This is a genomic window from Type-F symbiont of Plautia stali (assembly GCF_059731105.1).
The window spans coordinates 2,266,587-2,283,807 of the sequence record NZ_AP035909.1 but is presented as its reverse complement, the minus strand read 5'-3'; the positions used below and the strand labels follow the sequence as shown (position 1 = coordinate 2,283,807).

Genomic DNA, 17,221 nt, shown 5'->3' with positions numbered 1-17,221 from the left:
CCTCGCGGCCGGTTAAGATACCCTATTATCTGTCAGGCTCAGGCAGGGGGGCAAATGCACAGAGGAAATCGGTGCTTTGGCGCGGATATGTTTATCCTGCCTGGCTTTTTCCATTATAATGGCCGCCATTTTTGCGACAGCATCGCATCAGGTAACGCGGCCGGATGCTGTCAGCTGCAGCGGCGAAGTTAAAAGGATAGTGTTATGCGTACAGAATATTGCGGACAGCTCAATCTGTCTCATGTGGGTCAGCAAGTCACGCTTTGCGGCTGGGTAAACCGCCGTCGCGATCTGGGCAGTCTGATTTTTATCGACATGCGCGACCGTGAAGGCATCGTACAGGTGTTCTTCGATCCCGATCGTCAGGACGCGTTTAAGCTGGCTTCTGAACTGCGTAACGAATTCTGCATCCAGATTACTGGTACCGTGCGTGCGCGTGATGAGAAGAACAAAAACAGCGACATGGCGACCGGTGAAGTGGAAGTGTTCGCCCAGGAACTGACCATCATCAACCGCTCTGAACCCCTGCCGCTGGACTCTAATCAGACCAACAGCGAAGAAGCGCGCCTGAAGTATCGCTATCTGGATCTGCGTCGCCCGGAGATGGTGGCTCGTCTGAAAACCCGCGCCCGCATCACCAGCTTTGTGCGTCGCTTTATGGATGACGAAGGCTTCCTGGATATTGAAACTCCGATGCTGACCAAAGCGACACCGGAAGGTGCGCGTGACTATCTGGTGCCAAGCCGGGTTCACAAAGGGAAATTCTATGCGCTGCCGCAGTCACCGCAGCTGTTCAAACAGCTGCTGATGATGTCCGGTTTTGACCGCTACTATCAGATCGTGAAATGCTTCCGCGATGAAGATTTACGTGCCGATCGTCAGCCGGAATTTACCCAGATCGATGTTGAAACCTCATTCATGACCGCGGCACAGGTGCGTGAAACCATGGAGCGTCTGATTCGCAACCTGTGGCTGGACGTCAAGGGTGTGGATCTCGGTGAGTTCCCGCAGATGACCTTTGCGGAAGCGATGCACCGCTACGGCTCCGACAAGCCGGACCTGCGTAACCCGATGGAGCTGGTGGACGTAGGCGACCTGCTGAAAAACGTCGAATTCCAGGTCTTCTCTGGCCCGGCCAATGATGAAAAAGGCCGCGTCGCTGCGCTGCGCGTGCCGACCGGTGCACAGCTGAGCCGTAAGCAGATTGATGAGTATGGCAAGTTTGTCGAGATTTACGGGGCGAAAGGCCTGGCGTGGATGAAGGTCAATGTCCGTGCCGATGGACTGGAGGGCGTGCAGAGCCCGGTTGCCAAATTCCTGAACGCGGAGATCGTTGAGGGCATCCTGAGCCGTACCGGCGCGCAGGATGGCGACATCATCTTCTTTGGTGCTGACCGCGCTAAAGTAGTGGCTGACGCACTGGGTGCCCTGCGCCTGAAGGTAGGTCGCGAGCTGAACCTCACCGACGAGAACGCCTGGGCACCGCTGTGGGTAATCGACTTCCCGATGTTCGAAGAGGACGAGGAGGGCGGTCTGGCCGCGATGCACCATCCGTTCACGGCGCCAAAAGAGATGAGCGCCGAAGAGCTGGCGGCCGATCCGACCCGTGCCGTGGCGAACGCCTACGACATGGTGATCAATGGTTACGAAGTGGGCGGCGGTTCTGTGCGTATCCACAACGGCAACATGCAGCAGACGGTGTTCAGCATTCTGGGTATTGAAGAGCATGAGCAGCGTGAGAAGTTTGGCTTCCTGCTGGACGCGCTGAAGTTCGGTACGCCGCCGCATGCGGGCCTGGCGTTTGGTCTGGACCGTCTGACCATGCTGCTGACCGGCACCGACAACATCCGTGACGTGATCGCCTTCCCGAAAACCACGGCAGCCGCCTGTATGATGACCGAAGCGCCAAGCGAAGCGAACCCGGCTTCCCTGCTGGAGCTGGGCATTCAGGTGGTTAAAAAAGAAAAGCCTGAGAATAAATAATGGGCTATAAACACCCGGTTTCAGTGCTGGTAGTGATTTCGGCGCGTGATACTGGCCGGGTGTTGATGCTGCAGCGGCGTGACGATCCCGCGTTCTGGCAGTCGGTCACCGGCAGCCTGGAGCCGGGTGAGTCTCCGCTGGCGACCGCCTGTCGCGAAGTGAAAGAAGAGGTCGGTATTGATGTGCTGGCTGAGCGTCTGGAGATGGAAGATTGTCAGCGTCAAATCGACTTTGAAATCTTTCCCCATTTCCGCCATCGCTATGCACCGGATGTCACCCATAATCACGAGCACTGGTTTCGCCTGCAACTGCCAGCGGAGCGCGATGTGAGGCTGACCGAGCATCTGGCCTTTCGCTGGCTGGCAGCGGCGGAGGCGGCAGCATTGACCCGTTCATGGAGTAACCGCCAGGCAATCGAAGAGTTCGCCTGAAAACCTGTCGCCGCCCGCTATTCCGGCGACGGAGAGATGATAAGTTGAATCGGGTGAGTGTTAACACAACGACACCACACTATTAAACAGTCGGGCGTCATCGCCGCCGCGACAATGTTCCCCGCCAGCAAGAGGGCACCCGCGTCAGGTTGACCGCGAGGATGACGCGCAGGCTCGCCCGTCACGGGCTGACAGGTTACGACCTGTCTGAGCTACGCCGGAGGACAGGATCGCAGCCAGATCGCCCGCACCCTGTAAAAGATCGGAGAGAAGAGAAAATGGCAGGACACAGTAAGTGGGCTAACACCAAACACCGTAAGGCGGCGCAGGACGCGAAGCGCGGCAAAATCTTCACCAAAATCATTCGTGAACTGGTGACGGCAGCCAAGCTGGGCGGCGGCGATCCGGGATCTAACCCCCGTCTGCGTGCGGCGATGGATAAAGCGCTGTCTAACAACATGACGCGTGACACCATGGATCGCGCCATCGCGCGCGGTGTGGGCGGCGATGACAACGCCAACATGGAAACCATCATCTATGAAGGTTACGGTCCGGGTGGCTCCGCCATTATGATTGAATGCCTCAGTGACAACCGCAACCGTACCGTCGGCGAAGTGCGTCACGCCTTCACCAAAACCGGCGGCAACCTGGGAACTGACGGCTCCGTGGCCTACCTGTTTAACAAAAAAGGCGTCATCTCCTATGCGCCAGGCCAGGATGAAGATGCGGTCATGGAAGCGGCGCTGGAAGCGGGTGCTGAAGATGTGGTCAGCTACGACGATGGCGCGATTGATGTCTTCACCGCATGGGAAGAGATGGGCAGCGTGCGTGATGCACTGGAAGCCGTCGGCCTGAAAGCAGATACCGCAGAAGTCTCGATGATCCCGACCACCAAAGCGGAAATGGATGCGGAAACCGCGCCGAAACTGCTGCGTCTGATCGACATGCTGGAAGACTGCGACGATGTGCAGGAGGTTTATCACAACGGTGAAATCTCCGACGAGGTGGCGGAAACGCTGTAATGGCGTTGACCATCACCGCTTCAACCGGAGAGGCGTAATGTCGATTATCCTGGGTATCGATCCCGGCTCACGCATCACCGGTTATGGGGTTATTCGTCAGACTGGCCGCCAGCTCACCTACCTGGGCAGCGGCTGTATCCGCACCAACACCGCCGAGCTTCCCGCCCGCCTGAAGCTGATTTATGCGGGCGTCTGCGAAATCATCACCCAGTTCGCACCCGACTACTTCGCCATTGAACAGGTGTTTATGGCAAAGAATGCTGACTCGGCGTTGAAGCTGGGTCAGGCTCGCGGTGCGGCGATTGTTGCTGCGGTCAACCACGACCTGCCGGTGTTTGAATATGCCGCCCGTCAGGTTAAGCAGACGGTGGTTGGCATCGGCAGCGCCGAAAAAAGCCAGGTGCAGCACATGGTGCGGACCCTGCTGAAGTTACCGGCAAACCCGCAGGCGGATGCCGCGGATGCCCTGGCCATTGCGATTACGCACTGTCACGTGGCACAGAATGCGACGCGGATGAGTGACAGCAAGCTGGTACTCACGCGCGGACGATTGCGATCCGGTTAACGGTGGCGGCACCGTCTCACTCTCAGGCTGGATATTCATCCAGCCTTTTTTATGTTATAAAATCCGCCACATTCGTAAGTTAAGGAAGCATTCAGGTGATAGGTCGTTTACGGGGCAACATTCTGGAAAAGCAGCCGCCACTGGTGCTGCTTGAGGCACACGGCGTCGGCTATGAAATTTACATGCCTATGACCTGTTTTTATGAGCTGCCTGAACTTCAGCATGAAGCGGTGATTTTTACCCACTTTGTGGTGCGCGAAGATGCCCAGCTGCTGTTTGGTTTTAACAGCAAGCAGGAGCGCACGCTGTTCCGCGAACTGATCAAAGTGAATGGCGTCGGGCCAAAACTGGCGCTGGCGATCCTCTCCGGCATGTCGGCGCAGCAGTTTGTGACCGCGGTGGAAAAAGAGGAGATCGCGTCGCTGGTGAAACTGCCCGGCGTGGGTAAAAAGACCGCCGAGCGTCTGGTGGTGGAGATGAAGGACCGCTTTAAAGGGATGCACGGCGACCTGTTTGGCGGTGATTCAGCCTTTACACTCACCACGCCAGGGCCGGAAGCGGACACCAACGATGCGGAAGCGGAAGCGGTTGCAGCGCTGGTATCACTGGGTTATAAACCGCAGGAAGCGAGCCGTATGATCAGTAAAGTCGGTCGACCGGATGCGGATTGTGAAACCCTGATCCGCGAAGCGCTACGCGCCGCCATTTGAGGTAAGTGATGATAGAAGCCGACCGTCTGGTCTCCGCTGCCAGCGTTAACGAAGAAGAGATTATCGATCGCGCCATCCGGCCAAAACTGCTGAATGAGTATGTCGGACAGCCACAGGTGCGTGAGCAGATGGAGATTTTCATCAAGGCCGCGCAGCTGCGCGGTGATGCACTTGATCATCTGTTAATCTTCGGTCCGCCGGGGCTGGGTAAAACCACCCTGGCGAACATCGTCGCTAACGAGATGGGCGTTAACCTGCGCACCACCTCGGGCCCAGTACTGGAAAAAGCCGGGGATCTGGCGGCGATGCTGACCAACCTTGAGCCGCACGACGTGCTGTTCATTGATGAAATCCACCGCCTCTCGCCGGTCGTGGAAGAGGTGCTCTATCCGGCGATGGAAGATTATCAGCTGGATATCATGATTGGTGAAGGCCCGGCAGCCCGTTCGATTAAGCTCGACCTGCCGCCGTTTACCCTGATTGGTGCCACCACCCGTGCCGGCTCACTGACCTCGCCACTGCGCGACCGCTTTGGCATTGTGCAGCGGCTGGAGTTCTATCAGGTTAAGGATCTGCAGCATATCGTGGGCCGCAGCGCCGCCTGTCTCGGTCTGGCGCTGAGTGACGACGGTGCGTTAGAGATCGCCCGCCGCGCCCGCGGTACGCCGCGTATCGCCAACCGTCTGCTGCGCCGGGTTCGTGACTTCGCCGAAGTCCGGGCCAACGGTGAGATGAGCGGTGAAGTTTCCTGCAGTGCGCTTGATATGCTCAATGTGGACAGTGAAGGCTTCGACTATATGGACCGCAAGCTGCTGCTGGCCATTATCGATAAGTTTATGGGTGGGCCGGTCGGACTGGACAACCTGGCGGCGGCCATCGGTGAAGAGCGCGAAACCATCGAAGATGTGATTGAACCCTTCCTGATTCAGCAGGGCTTCATTCAGCGCACACCGCGTGGCCGTCTCGCCACGCAGCATGCTTATCGTCACTTCGGCATTACGCGCGAAGATTAAACGGCGGGCTTGCGCACCATGCTGAAGATAAACAGGATGGCGGCGCACAGCACCACTGACGGGCCGGCTGGCGTATCATAGAACGCGGAGAAGGTCAGCCCGCCGGTTACAGCGATGACCCCGATCACCACCGCGACGGCTGCCATGCCTTCCGGCGAACGAACAAAACGCCGGGCGGTCGCCGCCGGTATGATCAGCAGCGACGTGATAATCAGCGCCCCCACGAACTTCATCGCGACGCCGATGGTCAGTGCGGTGATCAGCATCAGGATCAGCCGGGTGCGCTGAATATTGACGCCATCCACCTGCGCCAGCTCCGGGCTGATGGTCATCGACAGCAGCGATCGCCACTGCCAGGCCATCACCAGCAGCACGACGACCACGCCACCGCCCATCATCCAGAGATCGTCTGGCGTCACCGCCAGCAGATCGCCGAACAGATAGGCCATCAGATCGACGCGCACATTTTTCATCAGGCTGACGACCACCAGACCCAGCGACAGCGCGCTGTGCGCCATGATCCCCAGCAGCGTGTCGATCGCCAGATGGGGGCGCCGTTCCAGCCAGACCAGACCCAGCGCCAGGCAGACCGTCACCAGAATGACCGCATAGTAGGGATTAACGTTAAACAGCAGGCCAAACGCGACGCCGAGCAGGGAGGCGTGTGCCAGAGTGTCACCGAAGTAGGACATCTTGCGCCAGACGACAAACGAACCCAGCGGGCCGGCAGCCAGCGCTAACATCACGCCGCCTATCCAGCCCGGTAATAACAACTCAATCATGATGAACCCTGTCCTTTGCGTAAAACGATACGTCCCTGAAGGTCGTGACGGTGATTATGATGGTGACGGTAGATCGCCAGCTCCTGCGCACCGCGCGGACCAAACATGGCGATAAATTCGGGATGCTGTGACACCGCTTCGGGGGTACCGGAACAGCAGATGTGGTGATTCAGGCAGAGCACTTCATCGGTTTTGGCCATCACCAGGTGGAGGTCGTGAGAGACCATCATCACGCCGCAGTTCAGTTCAACGCGCAGCTGATTGATCAGATCGTAGAGGGCGACCTGACCGTTGACATCCACCCCCTGCGTCGGCTCATCCAGCACCAGCAGCTGAGGCTGGTTGAGCAGGGCGCGCGCCAGCAGCACACGCTGCGTTTCGCCGCCCGAGAGTTTTTGCAGTGGGGCGTTGAGTAAGTGGCCCGCCTGCACGCGTTTCAGAGCGGGGAGGATCTCCGCCTGTTTACTGCCGCGGGTCAGACGCATAAAGCGTTCGACGGTCACCGGCAGCGTCGGATCGATATGCAGTTTCTGTGGCACATAGCCAATACGCAGATCGGCATGGCGCTGAACCGTCCCGCTGGTGGGGGTGAGCAAACCCAGCACCACACGGACGAGCGTAGACTTACCGGCGCCATTAGGCCCGAGCAGGGTGAGAATACGGCCAGGCTGCAACGCCAGGCTGACGCCCGATAAGACGTTGCGCTGGTTAAATTTTATCGAAACGTTATCAAGTGTGACAAGTGAGGTCATAGTATTTACAGGTTGCACAGAATTACGAATGTTATAATATCACATTCCACTTCATGGTCACGATGGAATGACGCAATATGTTACATAATAAAAAAGGCGCAATTTTCGCCTTATCGGCCCTCGCTGTTTCAGCTTCGTTAACCCTTCCTGCAGAGGCCAACGTCGTCGCCTCATTAAAACCGGTCGGTTTTATCGCCGCAGCCATTGCCGATGGTGTTACCCCGGTTGATGTTCTGCTGCCAGATGGTGCCTCTGAACACGATTATGCCCTGCGCCCCTCTGATGCAAAACGCTTAAAAAACGCGGACTTAGTCGTCTGGGTTGGCCCTGAAATGGAAGCGTTTATGGCGAAGTCTGCATCTGAACTTCCGGCCAAAAAAAATCTCGCTATGGTCGACATCGACGGCGTAAAACCGTTATTGATTAGCGGCGGTGAAGATGAAGATGAACACGCAGCGGAAAATTCTGAAGAACAGGATGCCGGTGCACATCACCATCATCACGGTGAGTTTAATATGCACCTGTGGTTGTCGCCAGAGATCGCGCGCAAGACCGCGGTTGCAATCCATGGAAAATTATTGGAACTTATGCCGCAAGATAAAGCCAAACTTGACGCCAACCTCCAGCAGTTTGAGGTAGCGTTGGCAGACACGGACAAACGCGTTAGCGCACAACTTGCTCCGGTCAGAAATAAAGGATATTTCGTTTTTCACGACGCTTACACGTACTTTGAAAAGCACTACGGTCTCTCGCCTGCCGGGCATTTTACCGTGAATCCTGAAATTCAGCCGGGCGCACAGCGTTTACACCAGATACGAACACAGTTGGTTGAGCAAAAGGCGGTCTGCGTCTTTGCTGAGCCACAATTCAGGCCAGCAGTCATCGATGCTGTTGCCCGCGGAACGCAGGTGCATAAAGGCACGCTCGACCCGCTGGGGACAGACATCAGTCTGGCAAAAGACAGCTATGTGAAATTCCTCTCACAGCTGTCGGGCCAGTATGAAAGCTGCCTGAAAGGAGCATGAGGAATAGGTAAAAGTGCAGCAGATAGCCCGCTCTGTCGCCCTCGCATTTAATAATTTGCCGCGCCCCCACCGCGTAATGCTGGGTTCTTTAACTGTAGTCACTCTGGCCGTCGCTGTCTGGCGGCCTTATGTTTACCATCCCACCGATGACGTGACGCCTATCGTCAAAACGATCGAGCTGGACAAAAGTGAACTTCGTACGCTGCTGCCAGAAGCCAGTGAGCCTATCGATCAGAGCACACCGGAACCGGACGAAGAGCTGCCTGCAGACGATGTCGACACCGACGTGCCGGATACGGCAGGCGTGCATGACTACACCGTCTCTTCCGGCGATACGCTGAGCAGCGCCCTGAATCAGTATGGCATCGATATCGCTGACATCAATGCGCTGGTGGTGAGCGACCGCGACCTGCGAAATCTGCAGGTGGGTCAGCAGCTGAGCTGGACGCTGGATGATGATGGCGGTCTGAAAACCCTGAGCTGGGAAATCTCCCGTCGTGAAACCCGCACCTATGAGCGCACCCCGAAGGGTGGCTTTAAGATGGAAGCGGAGATGCAGAAGGGCGAATGGCGCAACAGTGTCATGCAGGGCGAAGTGCGTGGCAGTTTTGCTGCCAGTGCCATGCGGGCCGGACTGAGCGGCGCTGAAGCAAGCGCCGTCATCAAAGCGATGCAGTGGCAGATGGACTTCCGCAAGCTGCGTGCCGGTGATCAGTTCAGCGTTCTCATGTCGCGCGAAATGCTGGACGGTAAAAGTGCACAGAGCCAGTTGCTGGGCGTGCGCCTGCGCAGCGGGGGCAAAGACTATTACGCGTTCCGTGCCGAAGATGGCAAGTTCTACGATCGCAGCGGCTCCGGCCTGGCGCGCGGCTTTATGCGCTTCCCGACGGTTAAGCAGTATCGTGTCTCCTCCAACTTTAATCCGCGCCGTCTTAATCCTGTGACGGGGCGTATTGCGCCGCACAAGGGCGTCGACTTTGCACTGCCGATCGGCACGCCGGTACTGGCTGTCGGGGATGGTGAGATCGTCGTGGCGAAAAATGGCGGTGCCGCCGGTAACTATGTTGCCATTCGTCATGGCCGTCAGTATATGACGCGCTATATGCACATGAAGAAAGTGCTGGTGAAGCCGGGTCAGAAAGTGAAGCGCGGTGACCGTATCGGCTTGTCCGGTAATACCGGACGTTCAACCGGGCCGCACCTGCATTTTGAAATCTGGATCAATAATCAGGCGGTCAATCCATTAACGGCGAAACTGCCGCGCATGGAAGGCCTGACCGGTAAAGAGCGCAGCGAGTATCTGGCGCAGGTGAAATCCTGGCTGCCGCAGCTGGGCCTTAAGTAAGCGATTTTCATCAGGTTGCACAAAAACCGACGGTTTCCCCGTCGGTTTTTTGTTATCCGGACCGTGATGATTGCAAATTTGTTTGCCGCCACTATCATTAGCCGGTCATTGCTTGAGGCGAGTGCATGGAAACCCGTAAAAAAAATAACACTGAATTCATTCCCGTTTTTGAACGATCTTTTCTCAAACCGAAATACTGGGGCAGCTGGCTGGCGATTGGCGCACTGGCCGGCCTGGCTTATTTACCGCCAAAAGTGCGTGATCCGCTGTTAAGCCGCTTAGGCCGGTTCGCCGGTAAGCTGGCAAAGGGGGCGCGTCGTCGTGCGCTGATTAACCTCTATTACTGCCTGCCGGAACTCAGCGAAGCGCAACGCGCCACGCTGGTGGACGAAATGTTTGCGACTGCACCGCAGGCGATGACGATGATGACCGAGCTGGTACTGCGCGATCCGGCCCGCATTCGTCAGCGTGTCGAATGGCATGGTCGTGAAATTATCGACCAGATGAAAGCCGCGCAGGAGAATGTGATTTTCCTGGTACCCCACGGCTGGGCGGTGGATATTCCGGCCATGCTGCTGGCGTCAGAAGGGCAGAAGATGGCGGCGATGTTCCATAATCAGAGCGATCCGCTGCTCGATTATGCCTGGAACACCGCGCGTCGTCGTTTCGGTGGCCGGATGCATGCCCGAAATGATGGCATTAAGCCGTTTATCAGTTCGGTGCGCCAGGGCTACTGGGGCTACTATCTGCCCGATCAGGACCATGGCGCCGAGCACAGCGAGTTTGTTGACTTCTTCGCGACCTACAAAGCAACGCTGCCCGCAGTCGGGCGGCTGATGAAAGTGTGTCGCGCCCGCGTGGTGCCGCTGTTCCCGGTCTATAACAGTGAACGGCATACTCTTGAAATCTATGTGCGTCCGCCGATGGATGATCTGCTGGAAGCGGATGATCATCAGCTGGCTCGCCGGATGAATGAAGAGGTGGAAATTTTTGTCCGCCCGCATCCCGAGCAGTACACGTGGATCCTCAAGCTGCTGAAGACCCGCAAAGAGGGTGACATCGAACCCTACTCGCGCAAAGAGCTCTATCCACGCAAATAGTCAGAAGGCCGCGCAAGCGGCCTTTTTTTATAACGCTTCCAGTTTGCTGCGACGCTTTCGCTCGCGCATAAACAGGATCACCAGACCAAACCACAGCACGCCACTGATAAAGTTGATCAGGCAGAACCAGAGTGTGCCACCGCTGAAGTAGCCACTCTTCGCCAGCTCAATCCCCACTGCCAGCGTCAGAATACTGATCATCCCCAGCATCGCCGCCACGCTGCCTTTACCCTCATTGCTGGCGTACAGCGTCAGGCGATAGAGCCCGGCGTTCACCATGCCTGCACCAAAAGCGTAGAGGCTGAGACCGGCCGTAATCAGCAGATAGCCATGGCTGTTCAGCAGGCTCGCCACCAGTGCCAGGCTCAGACCGATCAGAATCGGCCAGGCAGCAAACTTTACCGGCTGCTCAATCGGCACACGTCCCGCCAGCTTACTCAGCGTCAGGTTACCGGCGATCATCGCCATAAAGACCGGAAGCTGCAGCAGGGCATACTGCATCCGCGACAGGCCTTCGTCATGCATCAGGATCACCGGCGAGAGGGCAACCCAGGTGAGGATCGGGATAAAGACCATGCCGATGGCAAAAGAGCCGGACATCACCAGCCGATCCTTCATCAGCCGGCCATAGTTGCGCGCCAGACTGGGCAGGGCGATAGAGTGACTGCGGTCGCCCGCAGTTTCGGGCATGACCCGCCACAGCACCGCGAACGCCACCAGGCTGCAGGCGGCAAAAAGCCAGAACATGCTGCGCCAGCTGCCGACAGTCAGCCAGGCTGCACCGGCCAGCGGGCCGGCCAGGGGAGCCAGCAGCGCCACGTTGGCCATCAGCGCCATCATGCGCACCGCCAGCGACTCATCAAAAGCTTCCTGAATCGCGGCATAACCCACTGCGCCAATAAAGCAGAGGCTGATGCCCTGAATAAAGCGCAGGCTGACAAATTCCTCAATGGAGCTGACCCAGTTGGTCAGGATACAGGCGATGGCAAAAAACAGGATGCCGGCGAGCATCACCGGGCGGCGGCCAAACTTATCAGAGAGCGGACCAAGCAGCCATTGCAGTACCACGCCGCCAATCAGGTAGGCGGTCAGTGAGGTGGAGACCCACTCCGGGCCGACAGCAAATTCGCTGGTGACGATCAGCATGCCCGGCTGGATCATGTCGTGAGCAATATAGGTGGCAAACTCAAACAGCACTAATGCCAGAGGGAAAAGCAGAATCCGGCCGGTCAGCTGGCTGATGGGGTGAAAACGGGCCATCTGGCCTCCTTGTCAGAAAAGAAAACGCGACTGGCTGGCAGTCGCGTTACTGATTCTACACTGACAATGTCAATCCGGGCTTAATTAATCCACGCGCAGCACGCGGCTGGTATTGGTCGTGCCGGTGGCACCCATCACATCACCCTGCGTCACGATGACCAGATCGCCGGATACCAGGAAACCTTTGTCACGCAGCAGATTGACGGCATCGTGTGCCGCAGCCACACCGTCGTTGTTGCTGTCGAAGTAGACCGGGGTGACGCCGCGATAGAGCGCGGTGAGGTTCAGCGTGCGCTCATGGCGTGACATGGCAAAAATCGGCAGGCCTGAGGTGATGCGCGAGGTCATCAACGGCGTACGGCCCGACTCGGTCATGGTGATGATCGCGGTTACGCCCTGCAGATGGTTCGCGGCGTACATGGATGACATCGCAATCGCTTCTTCGATGTTATCGAACTGCACGTCCAGACGGTGTTTGGAGACGTTAACGCTCGGGATCTTTTCCGCGCCCAGGCAGACTTTCGCCATCGCCGAGACGGTTTCAGCCGGATACTGGCCTGCGGCGGTCTCCGCGGAGAGCATCACGGCGTCGGTGCCATCCAGTACGGCGTTCGCCACGTCCATGACTTCGGCACGGGTCGGCATCGGATTGGTGATCATCGACTCCATCATCTGTGTCGCGGTGATGATGGTGCGGTTAAGCTGGCGGGCGCGGCGAATCAACGCCTTCTGAATGCCGACCAGTTCCGGGTCGCCAATTTCGACGCCCAGGTCGCCACGGGCCACCATCACCACGTCAGAGGCGAGAATGATGTCATCCATCGCTTCCTGGCTGGCGACCGCCTCAGCACGCTCCACTTTCGCGACCAGACGGGCATCACAACCGGCTTCACGCGCCAGACGACGCGCCAGGTTCATATCCTCGCCACAGCGCGGGAAGGAGACGGCCAGATAATCGACCTTGATTCTGGCGGCGGTAATAATGTCCGCCTTATCTTTTTCAGTCAGCGCTTCCGCCGACAGGCCGCCGCCCAGCTTGTTGATGCCTTTATTGTTCGACAGCGGGCCACCCACGGTGACTTCGGTAAAGACTTTCATGCCCTGAACTTCCAGCACTTTGAGCTGCACGCGGCCATCATCCAGCAGCAGGATATCGCCTGGCACCACATCTTCCGGCAGGCCTTTATAGTCGATGCCCACCCGCTCTTTGTCGCCTTCCCCTTTACCCAGGGTGGCATCCAGCAGGAAGCGGTCGCCGATATTCAGGAAAACTTTGCCTTCTTTAAAGGTCGAAACACGGATTTTTGGCCCCTGGAGGTCGCCAAGGATCGCAACGTGGCGGCCCAGTTTAGCGGCAATCTCACGCACTTTATCTGCACGAAGCTGGTGATCTTCTGGCGTGCCGTGAGAGAAATTGAGTCGTACAACGTTCGCGCCCGCCGCGATGATTTTTTCAAGATTGTTGTCGCGATCGGTGGCCGGGCCGAGGGTAGTAACGATTTTGGTTCTTCTGAGACGTCTTGACATCGGGGACTCCGTAAACATTTAAGCGTGTCCGGATCAGTGGACACAGCATGGTTATCTATTCTATATGATCGACAGCGTGTGATACGACTCACATTGTAAATGTGATGTTAATTTTTTTGCGGTGCATCCTCTTTCCCTGGAGACTGCTTTTCGTAACGCGACGCTTTCAGCGCCTCTTCACGCGCTTCAGGTTTTCGCGGAACGGCGCACCCCGTTCAAGGGTAAAGCCGGTCGCTAACACATCGATCACGGTCAACTGCGCCAGGCGCGACACCATCGGCAAATAGACATCAGTATCTTCCGGGACATCAAGCACTAAAGCGATGGCGGCTTCATCGGCAAGGGGTGAATCGGGAGAGGTGATGGCAATAACGGTGGAACCGTTTACACGGGCCAGGCGAGCCAGTTCTACCATATTTTTTGTGCGCCCAGTATGTGAAATGAGAACAAAAACGTCACCGGCTCGACTATTTATGCAACTCATGCGCTGGATCACAATATCGTCAGACCAGATGACAGGAATATTAAAGCGCAGGAATTTGGTAAAGGCGTCATGGGCCACCACAGCGGAGGCGCCCAGACCGAAAAAGGCGACTTTATCGGCCTGCACAAGCTGAGTGACCGCCTGCTGCAGCCGCGAACTCTCCAGCTGATCCCGAACCCGCTGCAGACCTGCCAGCGCGGAGTCAAAGATTTTGTGGCTGTAGTTCTCCACACTGTCATCCTCCTCCACACCCCGGCTCACCCAGTTGCTGCCCTGCACCAGGCTTTGCGCCAGCTGCAGTTTAAAGTCGGGAAAACCGCGTGCGCCTAAACGGTGGCAGAAGCGGTTGACCGTGGGCTCACTGACGCAGGCTTCGCGTGCCAGAGTGGCAATGCTGGCGTGCATCGCCGCCTGCGGCGCCGCCAGAATCTGCCGGGCGACTTTCTGTTCCGCTTTACTCAGCGAAGCGAGCTGCACCTCAATTTTTTCCAGCATGTTCATAAGCTGATGACCATTATCATTTTTAGCAATTTCAGAAATCCCTGTCGTCAGAGCTGATTAACAGAGACTATATCGCGTCAGCGGGGGGCGGGCGCAGTGACGGACAAGCCGATTTGCGTTTTTTTTGGGATACTTTGACCCCGGGCAAATTTCACTGACACCCCCGGATACAGAAAAAACCGACAATCCGCACGCGTCATCACACCGGTTTTGCTTATCCGGTACAGAGTTAATGCGGTTAGCCCGGCGAGTTGGTTTACCTGGCGCAGGGAAAAAAGTACATTGTGCGGAAAGAAAATAATAACCTGGACCCGGTGGCAGAGGATGCATCACCACCGGACTATCCTGCAACGAGGAGAGGAAAATGGCGGTAACACAAACAGCCCAGGCATGCGATCTGGTGATTTTCGGTGCCAAAGGCGATCTTGCACGCCGTAAACTGTTGCCTTCACTGTACCAGTTAGAGAAAGCGGGTCAGATCCATGAGGAAACCCGCATTATTGGTGTCGGACGTGCTGAGTGGGACAAAGCGGAATACACCAAAGTGGTACGTGAAGCGCTGGAAACCTTCATGAAGGAGAAAGTTGACGAAGCGCTGTGGGATAAACTCAGCAACCGTCTCGACTTCTGCAACCTCGATGTCAACGACACCACGCACTTCCCTAAACTGGGCAAGATGCTCGATCAGAAAAACCGCACCACCATCAACTATTTCGCCATGCCGCCGAGCACCTTCGGTGCCATCTGTCAGGGACTGGGCACGGCGAAACTGAACGCCAAACCGGCGCGTGTTGTGATGGAGAAGCCGCTTGGCACTTCACTGGAAACCTCACAGGAGATCAACGACAGCGTTGGCGAATACTTCGATGAGAGCCAGGTGTTCCGTATTGACCACTATCTGGGCAAAGAGACGGTGCTTAACCTGCTGGCGCTGCGCTTCGCGAACTCCATCTTCGTGAACAACTGGGACAATCGTACCATTGACCACGTGCAGATCACCGTGGCCGAAGAGGTGGGTATCGAAGGTCGCTGGGGTTACTTCGACAAAGCGGGCCAGATGCGTGACATGATCCAGAACCATCTGTTGCAGATCCTGACCATGATCGCCATGTCGCCGCCGTCCGATCTCAGCGCAGACAGCATCCGCGATGAGAAAGTTAAAGTGCTGCGCTCGCTGCGCCGCATCGACCAGACCAACGTGCGTGAGAAAACCGTGCGCGGTCAGTACACCTCCGGCTTTATACAGGGTAAAAAAGTCCCCGGCTATCTGGAGGAAGAGGGTGCCAACAAATCGAGCGCGACCGAGACTTTCGTGGCGATTCGCGTCGATATCGACAACTGGCGCTGGGCGGGTGTTCCGTTCTACCTGCGTACCGGTAAGCGTCTGCCAACCAAATGTTCTGAAGTCGTGGTCTATTTCAAAAACCCTGAGATGAACCTGTTTAAAGACTCTTACTCAGAGCTGCCGCAGAACAAGCTGACCATTCGTCTGCAGCCGGACGAAGGGGTGGATATCGAAATCCTGAACAAAGTGCCAGGTCTCGACCACAAGCATAAGCTGCAGACCACCAAGCTGGATCTGAGCTACTCTGAGACGTTTAACCAGTCGCACCTGGCCGATGCTTATGAGCGTCTGCTGCTGGAGAGCATGCGCGGGATTCAGGCGCTGTTTGTGCGTCGCGATGAAGTTGAAGCGGCATGGACCTATGTCGACTCCATCATCAACGCCTGGGCTGCGGATGGTGACTCGTCTAAACCGTATCAGGCTGGCACCTGGGGTCCGGTGGCCTCCGTCGCGATGATTACCCGCGATGGCCGTTCCTGGAACGAGTTCGAATAATCGTCGTCATGAAGAAGCCCGCAACGCGGGCTTTTTTTTTGCCCGTCATCCGACTGGCGCAGGCAGATAAAACTGAACTGCCGTTTCAAAATGAGAGCAGGGTAATGGACGCTCCGGAAGCCGATCATGTATGGTAGTGTCATCATTACAGGGCAGGAGCCGAGGCTCCGTGACCGGGCTGCTATCCCGGTGTTATTAATCAAGGGGAACTGATGAAAAACTGGAAGATGAGTGCTGAACAGATTCTGACCACCGGACCTGTGGTGCCGGTCATCGTCGTGAATAAGCTGGAACATGCCGTGCCGATGGCAAAAGCGCTGGTGGCGGGAGGTGTCCGGGTGCTGGAAGTGACGCTGCGCACGCCCGTCGCGATGGAGGCGTTGCGTGCGATGATCAAAGAGGTGCCGGAGGCGATTGTGGGGGCGGGAACCGTCATCAATCCGCAGCAGCTTCAGCAGGTGACCGATGCCGGTGCGCAGTTTGTTATCAGTCCGGGGATTACGGAATCACTGCTGAAGGCCGCGGTGGAAGGGCCGGTTCCCCTGATTCCGGGTATCAGCACCGTCTCTGAACTCATGACCGGAATGGACTACGGTCTGCGCGAATTTAAGTTTTTCCCGGCCGAGGCGAATGGCGGTGTCAAAGCGCTGCAGGCCATTGGCGGGCCTTTCCCGCAGGTCCGTTTCTGCCCGACTGGCGGGATCTCTCCGGCAAACTACCGTGACTATCTGGCGCTGAAAAGCGTGCTCTGCATCGGCGGCTCCTGGCTGGTGCCGAATGATGCACTGGAAGCGGGCGACTGGGATCGCATCACCCGCCTGGCGCGTGAAGCCGTTGAAGGCGCGAAGTAAGCTGAAGCGGTGAGCGTCTGCTCACCGCAC

Annotated in this window: 15 protein-coding genes and 1 pseudogene; 11 read left to right on the top strand and 5 right to left on the bottom strand. The window is 57.1% G+C overall.

Annotated elements, in window-relative coordinates; all coding sequences use genetic code 11:
• Positions 1–204 precede the first annotated feature (204 nt).
• From aspS to ruvB, 6 genes are all read left to right on the top strand, one after another.
• Positions 205–1,983, top strand: a complete 1,779-nt coding sequence (aspS, locus tag AC6I7A_RS10815) for an aspartate--tRNA ligase (protein WP_058957332.1) — start codon at positions 205–207, stop codon at positions 1,981–1,983.
• Positions 1,983–2,414, top strand: a complete 432-nt coding sequence (gene nudB / locus AC6I7A_RS10810; protein WP_046101989.1) for a dihydroneopterin triphosphate diphosphatase — start codon at positions 1,983–1,985, stop codon at positions 2,412–2,414. The genes aspS and nudB overlap by 1 nt, the downstream gene beginning before the upstream one ends.
• A 278-nt stretch (positions 2,415–2,692) precedes the next feature.
• Positions 2,693–3,436, top strand: a complete 744-nt coding sequence (locus tag AC6I7A_RS10805; RefSeq protein WP_009089723.1) for a YebC/PmpR family DNA-binding transcriptional regulator — start codon at positions 2,693–2,695, stop codon at positions 3,434–3,436.
• Between the two features lie 37 nt (positions 3,437–3,473).
• Complete coding sequence (gene ruvC, locus AC6I7A_RS10800; protein ID WP_009089725.1) at positions 3,474–4,001, top strand: crossover junction endodeoxyribonuclease RuvC; 528 nt, start codon at positions 3,474–3,476, stop codon at positions 3,999–4,001.
• A 95-nt stretch (positions 4,002–4,096) separates the two neighbouring features.
• Entirely contained in the window at positions 4,097–4,711 is a 615-nt protein-coding gene (ruvA, locus tag AC6I7A_RS10795; RefSeq protein ID WP_009089727.1) for a Holliday junction branch migration protein RuvA, read from the top strand.
• A gap of 8 nt (positions 4,712–4,719) precedes the next feature.
• Positions 4,720–5,724: a Holliday junction branch migration DNA helicase RuvB gene (ruvB, locus tag AC6I7A_RS10790; RefSeq protein ID WP_009089728.1), complete on the top strand. Its 1,005-nt coding sequence runs from the start codon at positions 4,720–4,722 to the stop codon at positions 5,722–5,724.
• Here ruvB and znuB read toward each other — a convergent pair.
• On the bottom strand, positions 5,721–6,506 hold the full coding sequence (znuB, locus tag AC6I7A_RS10785) for a zinc ABC transporter permease subunit ZnuB (protein ID WP_009089730.1): 786 nt from the start codon (positions 6,504–6,506) through the stop codon (positions 5,721–5,723). The genes ruvB and znuB overlap by 4 nt on opposite strands.
• Positions 6,503–7,258 carry a zinc ABC transporter ATP-binding protein ZnuC gene (znuC, locus tag AC6I7A_RS10780; protein WP_058957331.1) on the bottom strand — a complete coding sequence of 252 codons (756 nt, stop codon included), beginning with the start codon at positions 7,256–7,258 and terminating at the stop codon, positions 6,503–6,505. Before znuC ends, znuB begins: the two co-directional genes overlap by 4 nt.
• A 77-nt stretch (positions 7,259–7,335) precedes the next feature.
• Between znuC and znuA the strand changes: the two genes are divergently transcribed.
• The 3 genes from znuA to lpxM all read left to right on the top strand — a co-directional run bounded on the left by znuA (position 7,336) and on the right by lpxM (position 10,728).
• On the top strand, positions 7,336–8,283 hold the full coding sequence (gene znuA, locus AC6I7A_RS10775) for a zinc ABC transporter substrate-binding protein ZnuA (protein ID WP_058957330.1): 948 nt from the start codon (positions 7,336–7,338) through the stop codon (positions 8,281–8,283).
• Positions 8,284–8,296: 13 nt separating this feature from the next.
• Positions 8,297–9,628, top strand: a complete 1,332-nt coding sequence (gene mepM / locus AC6I7A_RS10770) for a murein DD-endopeptidase MepM (RefSeq protein ID WP_046101985.1) — start codon at positions 8,297–8,299, stop codon at positions 9,626–9,628.
• 125 nt (positions 9,629–9,753) lie between these two features.
• Positions 9,754–10,728, top strand: a complete 975-nt coding sequence (gene lpxM / locus AC6I7A_RS10765; RefSeq protein ID WP_498003587.1) for a lauroyl-Kdo(2)-lipid IV(A) myristoyltransferase — start codon at positions 9,754–9,756, stop codon at positions 10,726–10,728.
• Between the two features lie 27 nt (positions 10,729–10,755).
• Here lpxM and AC6I7A_RS10760 read toward each other — a convergent pair whose 3' ends face one another.
• The 3 genes and pseudogenes from AC6I7A_RS10760 to AC6I7A_RS10750 all read right to left on the bottom strand — a co-directional run bounded on the left by AC6I7A_RS10760 (position 10,756) and on the right by AC6I7A_RS10750 (position 14,500).
• A complete protein-coding gene (locus AC6I7A_RS10760) occupies positions 10,756–11,988 on the bottom strand; it encodes an MFS transporter (RefSeq protein WP_058957328.1) in 1,233 nt (410 codons plus the stop codon).
• An 84-nt stretch (positions 11,989–12,072) separates the two neighbouring features.
• Positions 12,073–13,515 (bottom strand): pyruvate kinase, encoded by a 1,443-nt coding sequence (gene pyk, locus AC6I7A_RS10755; protein ID WP_009089741.1) that lies wholly within the window; start codon positions 13,513–13,515, stop codon positions 12,073–12,075.
• A 107-nt stretch (positions 13,516–13,622) separates the two neighbouring features.
• Positions 13,623–14,500 (bottom strand): annotated as a pseudogene (locus AC6I7A_RS10750) (MurR/RpiR family transcriptional regulator).
• A gap of 364 nt (positions 14,501–14,864) precedes the next feature.
• Here AC6I7A_RS10750 and zwf point away from each other — a divergent pair.
• Both zwf and AC6I7A_RS10740 read left to right on the top strand, forming a co-directional pair.
• Positions 14,865–16,340: a glucose-6-phosphate dehydrogenase gene (gene zwf, locus AC6I7A_RS10745; RefSeq protein ID WP_058957327.1), complete on the top strand. Its 1,476-nt coding sequence runs from the start codon at positions 14,865–14,867 to the stop codon at positions 16,338–16,340.
• Positions 16,341–16,552: 212 nt separating this feature from the next.
• Positions 16,553–17,191 carry a bifunctional 4-hydroxy-2-oxoglutarate aldolase/2-dehydro-3-deoxy-phosphogluconate aldolase gene (locus tag AC6I7A_RS10740; protein ID WP_009089747.1) on the top strand — a complete coding sequence of 213 codons (639 nt, stop codon included), beginning with the start codon at positions 16,553–16,555 and terminating at the stop codon, positions 17,189–17,191.
• The last annotated feature ends 30 nt before the right edge of the window (positions 17,192–17,221 follow it).